The organism is Weissella sp. DD23, assembly GCF_001579105.1.
Lineage (GTDB): Bacteria > Bacillota > Bacilli > Lactobacillales > Lactobacillaceae > Weissella > Weissella cibaria.
On sequence record NZ_KQ970392.1, the window covers coordinates 217624 to 224494 of the forward strand.

Genomic DNA, 6871 nt, shown 5'->3' on the forward strand with positions numbered 1-6871 from the left:
CTGGCAGGCTGTGATGGTCTTCGGCTATGCTAAATATCGGCAAAAGGCGGATAATAAGTGGGTATTCTATGGTGCCGTATTCTTAGATGTATTGCCACTAGCAATCGTGAAGATCATACCAGCTGTGACGATGGGGCAAAACTCATTACTTGGCTTTTTAGGAATTTCCTACTTGATGTTCCGTTCGGTCGGCATGTTGATGGAGATGCGTGATGGTGTGTTGAAGGAATTCACCTTTGGCCAATTCTTACGCTTTATGCTCTTCATGCCAACCTTGTCTTCCGGACCAATTGATCGGTTCCGTCGCTTTACGGAAGATTATGAAACGGTACCTGATCGAGATAAGTACTTGGGGATGATTGAAAAAGCGGTCCACTATTTGTTCTTAGGCTTCTTTTACAAGTTCATCTTGGCTTATATTTTTGGGACATTACTTTTGCCGGGCTTAGAGCATGAGGCACTGGTTGCTGGAGGGCTAATTAATTGGCCAACGATTGGTGTCATGTATGCGTATGGTTTCGACTTGTTCTTCGACTTTGCCGGGTACTCATTGTTCGCAGTAGCCATTTCATACTTAATGGGTATTGAGACACCAATGAACTTTGATAAGCCATTTATGGCGAAAAACTTGAAGGACTTTTGGAATCGTTGGCACATGTCACTAAGTTTTTGGTTCCGTGATTTTATCTTTATGCGCCTAGTGATGGTGTTCATGCGCCACAAGGTGTTTAAGAACCGGAATGTCACGTCTGGTGTGGTTTATGTGCTTAACATGACGATCATGGGATTCTGGCACGGTGTAACTTGGTATTACATCAGCTACGGTATTTTCCACGGACTAGCCTTGGTGATTAATGATTGGTGGCTGCGTTACAAGCGTCGCCATAAGAAGCAAATTCCGCACAATAAGTTCACGGAAGGGTTTGCAATTTTCCTAACGTTTAACATTGTGATGGTTAGCTTCTTGCTGTTCTCTGGATTCTTGGACCAACTTTGGTTCCATAATCACTAGTAATGAATGAGGTATATAAAAATGGATGTAAAGACTGAAGTATTGGGAATGATTAACGATTTGTTCTTGGAAGACGTATCAGACATGATGGATGAAGATTTGTTTGATGCCGGTGTCTTGGACTCAATGGGAACGGTTGAACTTGTGCTTGAAATCGAAGCCAAGTTTAACATTAAGGTACCAGTTTCTGAAATGGGTCGTGACGACTGGAACACAGCAAACAAGATTATTGAAGGCATCAAGGAGTTGCAAAATGCTTAAGCGTTTGGGCCTGATTTTTGGTCCAGTCATCGTTGCGGTTGTTGCGGTTATAGCTGGTATTATGTTGATGCCGGAGGATAACAACAAGCACGACTATCAAGCCGAGCAGCGTGCTGCAAATGCTTTAACACCGATTGTGTTTAAGAACCAAACCCTTAAGCAACGGGCCTTAAGCGATAAGCAACACCGCTTTGTACCGTTCTTCGGTTCTAGTGAGTGGAGCCGTATGGATACGTTCCACCCATCCGTTTTGGCGGAAGGTTATCACCGCTCATACCGTCCTTTCTTATTGGGACAACGTGGGGCACAGTCATTGACACAGTACTTTGGCATGCAACAAATCACCAAGCAATTGACCAATAAGCAGGCCGTGTACGTGATTTCACCACAATGGTTTGTGAAGCAGGGTGAAGATCCAAATGCGTTTAAGTATTACTTTAACCAAGCACAAGCATTAACGTGGTTACAGCATGCTAAGGGGACCACGGCTGATCGTTATGCGGCAAAGCGTTTGTTGGCAATGAATGTCTCTTCATCACTAACTGGTTATCTACGACGTATTGCTGATGGCAAGAAGCTGACCGCAAATGATCAAGGATGGATTAGTATGAAGCTACGTTTCTTGAACCATGAGGATTCACTATTTGCTGATATGCAATTGGGAAATAATTATACGAAGCGCGTGTTACCTAAGACAGCTAACTTGCCAAAAACGTACAATGAAACAAAATTGAACGCTTTAGCTGACAAGTATGCCGCAGAGCACACGAAGTCGAACCAGTTTGGCATCGATGATAAGTTTTATCAACAACGTGTTGCCAAGCAATTGGGTAAGCTACGAGGCTCACAGCGTCAGTTTAATTATTTGCAATCACCCGAATATGGTGATTTGCAATTGGCATTGCAACAGTTTGCAGCGACACATACCAATGTGCTCTTTGTTATCCAACCAGTTAATGAAAAGTGGGCGGCATACACGGGACTTGATATGAAGATGTATGACCAGACGGTTGCGAAGATTAAGTCACAGTTAACGACACAAGGCTTTACGAATATTGCTGATTTTTCTCAATCAGGGGATAAGCAATATTTCATGCAAGATACCATCCACATGGGGTGGCGCGGTTGGCTAGCGTTTGATAAGCGGGTAAACCACTTCTTAACAACACCACAATCAACGCCAACTTATCACATGCAGGATAAGTATTATGGTCATGACTGGATGACGGCGACATCAGTGAATTAAACCAAAAGTGGTGGCGATGCGTCACCACTTTTTTTAGTAGGAGTAAGGAAATGAATCAGCGAAAATTAATGATTAGTGCGGTTGTCTTAGCAACTAGTGTCATGACAATGGTTGGCGGCGCAGCGCGACCGGTTGTGGCGGCGACGCACCACGTTAGTTGGGCCAAAAAACCATTTAGTCACGATCCAGCGATGGCCGATTTAGCAAAGCGCACGGTTGTTAAAAATAAGCTTTCAGGTAGTCTATTAGTTGTTCGTGATAATAAGCCAGTTTTGTATCAGGCGTATGGACACACTCTGACGACGCCCAATCAAGCGTTGAATGTCCAGTCGGAATACGAAATGGCTTCAATTCAGAAAAATCTAACAGCCATCATGTTGATGCGGGCGCTTGCAGACCATCATCTGACATTAGACACAACGGTTAGCCACTTTTTACCATCGCTACCAAATGCTAAAAAAATTACCATGCGTCAGTTATTGACGATGACGTCTAATTACCATTTGACGAAGGTTTCTAAGGAAGATTTGGATGAGGAGGCGTATTTGAATTTTGACATGCAACATATCCAGATTAAGCAAACGCCAAAGTGGCGTTACGAAGCTGGGAATTATGATGTGATTGCGATGATTCTCCGTCAGTTACAGGGGAAGTCGTATGATGATCAATTTAATGCGCTGTATAACCAACACCAAGGATATAATTTCCAAGGTTATGATGCATTTACGAAGTCACCGTACTATACTGAAAGTCAAAAAGAAACTGGCCAACATTATGCTGGACCGGCCATGATTTATAACCGTGAGATTGGTACCGGGGCAAAGGCGACGTCTGTCGTTAATATGTATGAATTCTTAGAAGACGAACTACATGGCAAACTGCTGTCTAAAACAGCTTGGCAAAACATGACCAAAACGAATGGTAATGAGCAATATGCCAGTGGTCTTTACCATCAAGCAGATGGATCACTCTATTTGCATGGTTTAATTCAGGGTTATGAACCAACAATTAAAACATCCCGTGATGGACACACAATGGTGATTTGGTTCAGTAATCGGATGACCCAAAAAACACACGCGAACGTGGCCTTTGCACAATTGATGTTCCGGGCGGCGACTGAATAGAGAGGAATGCTATGAAAAGATATTTGGCGGCGACGCAACAAAGTATGGCAACGTTATTGCCGGTTGTATTGGCCTTAACGTGGTTAGCGTTAGGACAACGACTTGTGTTACTGCCGGATGGCTTTTTTCCGACGGTGTTACATTACACAAAATTCGTGGGCAAGTTTGTGATGTTAAATGGGTTGATTACAAACGCACTGACCATGGGATTCCAATTAGTCGGAGTGTTAGTAGTAGCCAGAACGTTGATGACCTTGCTAAAGTCACATCTCAAAACGGAACAATTAGGGGTTTTAATTGCTTTGTCAGCCTTAATTGTGTGGCATTTGCTAGGTAACCCACAAATGATTAACTGGCTTATTTTGCCAGTATTTGTCATGTCATTGGTTTGGCCAGTACAACGTGTCAGGCCTGAATGGCGCTTTAGTATGGGCGTTGCGGTGAATGCTATCTATGCGTTGTATATTTTGGTGGTGCAGCGTTGGTGGGAATTTAGTTTGACGGCTTACTTACAACAAGTTGTCAATGGCTGGTTTGGTGATGGCCCACAACATTTGTGGTCGAGCATTGCCTGGTATGTGATGGCGGTGCTTGGTAATGGTCTTGGCTTAAATAGTCTGTCATCAGTGGTGAATCCAGATATCAGTACCACAACGGCCAACGCCAATTTGGTCGCAATGTTGCAACACCAAACCTTACCCAATCTATACAGTCTTTATCCGTTGGCACCATTTGCGTTAGTTGGGAGTGCTGGCATGTTGTTGGCCTTGTTTTTGGCGATGATGATCCGGCGCCGCATGAAACATGTGTCGATTACTTGGTTGTTGGTGTTGATACCATTATTACTAGATCAGTGGTGGCCATTAGCCTTTATGATACCGATTATGTGGCGGCCACGGCTGATGGGGCGGATGGTCGCTGTCACAATCGTGAACTTATTATTAGGGGCGCTGCTATTATTCCGCCACTTAGCACCTGCGGTTTATTGGGTGCCAAGTGGTACGCCTAACCTGTTGTTAGGTGGGCTAGCCTCTCACCAATTGGGGGCTTATGCAATTGTCATGGTTGCGATATTACTGCTAGATATTTGGCTATATTGGCAACCAGCAAAACGGATTTTAGAAGAGGTGACAGATGCGCAATGGACTTAAATGGGTAGTTACCGCGGGTATGTTCATATTACTCGTGGTGATGATTATACTGGGTTTACGATGGAGTGAGGCTAAAACCTCAACAAATCGTGCAATTTTTAATTCTAAAATGACGCCAACGATTTTAATTCCAGGGTCATCAGCATCACAAAACCGCTTTGATGGTTTGGTAAAGGAATTAAATAAAGGGGTTAATAAGCACAGCTTACTGAAAGTGACCGTGAAAGAGACCGGGGCGATGACGGTTAGCGGCAAATTGCGGGCCCGTGATCAGGCCCCCTATATGGTGGTTGCTTTTGAAAACAATCATGATGGTTATGCCAATATCAAAAAGCAAGCCGCGTGGTTTAATAAAGCGATTCTCATGCTGCAAAAGCGTTACCATTTCCGCCGGTTTCAAGCCATTGGTCACTCGAATGGGGGCCTGATTTGGACACGATATTTAGAACAGTATTATCAAGCGGAAGAACTACAAGTTAATGTCTTAATGACGATTGGGTCACCGTATAATTTTGCCGAGAAGAGCATTAACAACAAGACACAAATGTTGGCGGACTTTATTAAGCATCGGAAAGCTCTCCCAACTGATTTGACGGTGTATTCGATTTTGGGCACGGAGACGTATGATGATGATGGAATTGTTCCTGAAGAATCAGTCGAAGCCGGTAAGTATATTTTCCAAAAGCAAGTTGCCCATTATACACAAATCACGGTGACGGGGGATGACGCACAGCATTCTGATTTGCCACAGAATGATCAAATCGTGCAGCTAATCCAGCAAAACGTCTTGCCAAAGCCCATGGGAAGTGAGTTGAACCGACCTAAGTCGTAGATGTGTTGCGATTTTGCAACACGTAAATGGCTAAAAATGCGTCGTTCACAATTTCTTCACAATTATTCACATTTTAATTCACCATTTCCACTTACTATAAATAGTGTTGAAAAGTTAGTAAGTAACTTTTGAAAGGTAGTTGACGGTGGCAAACGCCAACTACTACGATCCTTAGCTGGGTAAGAGCGGCTGAGAGGGATAAAGAGAATTGGTTGGAACAAAGCACCGGGTGGAGAGACCTGGTGCTTTTTTCGTACGATTTTTTTGGGGGAGAGTGTGTGTCGTGCTAGCGCACGAGCAACAGGCGTGGCTGGTATCCTGCGCCTTTGTTCAAAAACTCGGCAACCGAATGGCGCGGACGCCATTCAGCGGGGCAAATAATTGTCCCTAAACCCGTAAGGTCTGAATGGGCTTATCTGAATAGCGCCGGCCATGCGGCATGTTGCCGATTTTTGAACGCTCCGGATACCAGCCACGCCTGTTGCAGCAGCCAAGATGTTCTATGATGTTTAGCTTTGCCAACGTGGTACTAAATATAACGGTAGAACATAGAGGCAATCACCAACGTACCGATGTCTATCAAACAAATCGAGAATATCTTGGCTGCCGGCATGGGTGTGGGGGATTGGCGTAGCGATGACAGGTGGGGAACTCACAAGTTCGGCCGACCGCCGGTTAGATAAGGCGAACGGACCCAGACTCTTAACACAATTAGTTGGGTGCTAGCCGGTGCTCGCGCCGGCGGAGTTTCCCAACTGGCATCTTTGTCGAAGCCAATTCCCCACACCCATGCCTCGTGCGCTAGCACGACACGCCATACCATACCTTGTAATATCAATATCAAAATAGTTTTTCTGAAGGAATTGAGCGTATAATGGTTGAATTGAAATAAGGAAAGAAAGTAAGGTGAGCGATTATGCATGCAGATCAACCAGTAGAACAAGAACGACTAGATAAAGTGGTTGTTGAAATTGATCAGCAGTTGGAAGATGCGAAGGACGCATACGCACAAGCTCATTCTGAAACACGCGCCGTTGAAGGTAATTACATCGCCAATACGTCAATTAACACGTTTGAAGTCGATGATGCCATGGAAACGAATGCCGAAATTCAGCAGCAACGAAACATTGTGGCCCGTGTAACGGAAACTGAAAATATCATGCGTAAGACGGTGGATACCTTAACAATGCTACGACCAAGTCCCTATTTTGGACGTGTCGATATTGATGAAGAAGGTGACCAAGA

Annotated in this window: 6 protein-coding genes and 1 pseudogene; all 7 read left to right on the forward strand. The window is 44.3% G+C overall.

The features are described 5' to 3' along the window. A partial coding sequence (gene dltB, locus WEIDD23_RS05315) for a D-alanyl-lipoteichoic acid biosynthesis protein DltB (protein WP_242865439.1) occupies positions 1 to 1012 on the forward strand: 1012 nt, incomplete at its 5' end. A 21-nt stretch (positions 1013 to 1033) separates the two neighbouring features. Then, positions 1034 to 1273 carry a D-alanine--poly(phosphoribitol) ligase subunit DltC gene (gene dltC / locus WEIDD23_RS05320; protein ID WP_010372019.1) on the forward strand — a complete coding sequence of 80 codons (240 nt, stop codon included), beginning with the start codon at positions 1034 to 1036 and terminating at the stop codon, positions 1271 to 1273. Then, positions 1266 to 2519, forward strand: coding sequence for a D-alanyl-lipoteichoic acid biosynthesis protein DltD (dltD, locus tag WEIDD23_RS05325; RefSeq protein ID WP_010372016.1), 1254 nt, complete (start codon positions 1266 to 1268; stop codon positions 2517 to 2519). Before dltC ends, dltD begins: the two co-directional genes overlap by 8 nt. A 50-nt stretch (positions 2520 to 2569) precedes the next feature. After that, positions 2570 to 3643: a serine hydrolase domain-containing protein gene (locus tag WEIDD23_RS05330; RefSeq protein ID WP_010372014.1), complete on the forward strand. Its 1074-nt coding sequence runs from the start codon at positions 2570 to 2572 to the stop codon at positions 3641 to 3643. An 11-nt stretch (positions 3644 to 3654) separates the two neighbouring features. Then, positions 3655 to 4794, forward strand: a complete 1140-nt coding sequence (locus WEIDD23_RS05335; protein ID WP_062358820.1) for a hypothetical protein — start codon at positions 3655 to 3657, stop codon at positions 4792 to 4794. Between the two features lie 40 nt (positions 4795 to 4834). Then, the gene (locus WEIDD23_RS05340; RefSeq protein WP_224228716.1) at positions 4835 to 5626 is read left to right on the forward strand and encodes an alpha/beta hydrolase; all 792 of its coding nucleotides are present in this window, start codon (positions 4835 to 4837) and stop codon (positions 5624 to 5626) included. A 916-nt stretch (positions 5627 to 6542) separates the two neighbouring features. Next, a pseudogene (locus WEIDD23_RS14565) lies at positions 6543 to 6871 on the forward strand (ATP-dependent DNA helicase); the annotation flags it as partial.

Excerpts from the sequence above, each read along its gene's own strand:
- dltC (WP_010372019.1), top strand. The coding sequence starts at position 1,034 with ATGGATGTAAAGACTGAAGTATTGGGAATGATTAACGATTTGTTCTTG.
- dltD (WP_010372016.1), top strand. The coding sequence starts at position 1,266 with ATGCTTAAGCGTTTGGGCCTGATTTTTGGTCCAGTCATCGTTGCGGTT.
- WEIDD23_RS05330 (WP_010372014.1), top strand. The coding sequence starts at position 2,570 with ATGAATCAGCGAAAATTAATGATTAGTGCGGTTGTCTTAGCAACTAGT.
- WEIDD23_RS05335 (WP_062358820.1), top strand. The coding sequence starts at position 3,655 with ATGAAAAGATATTTGGCGGCGACGCAACAAAGTATGGCAACGTTATTG.
- WEIDD23_RS05340 (WP_224228716.1), top strand. The coding sequence starts at position 4,835 with ATGATTATACTGGGTTTACGATGGAGTGAGGCTAAAACCTCAACAAAT.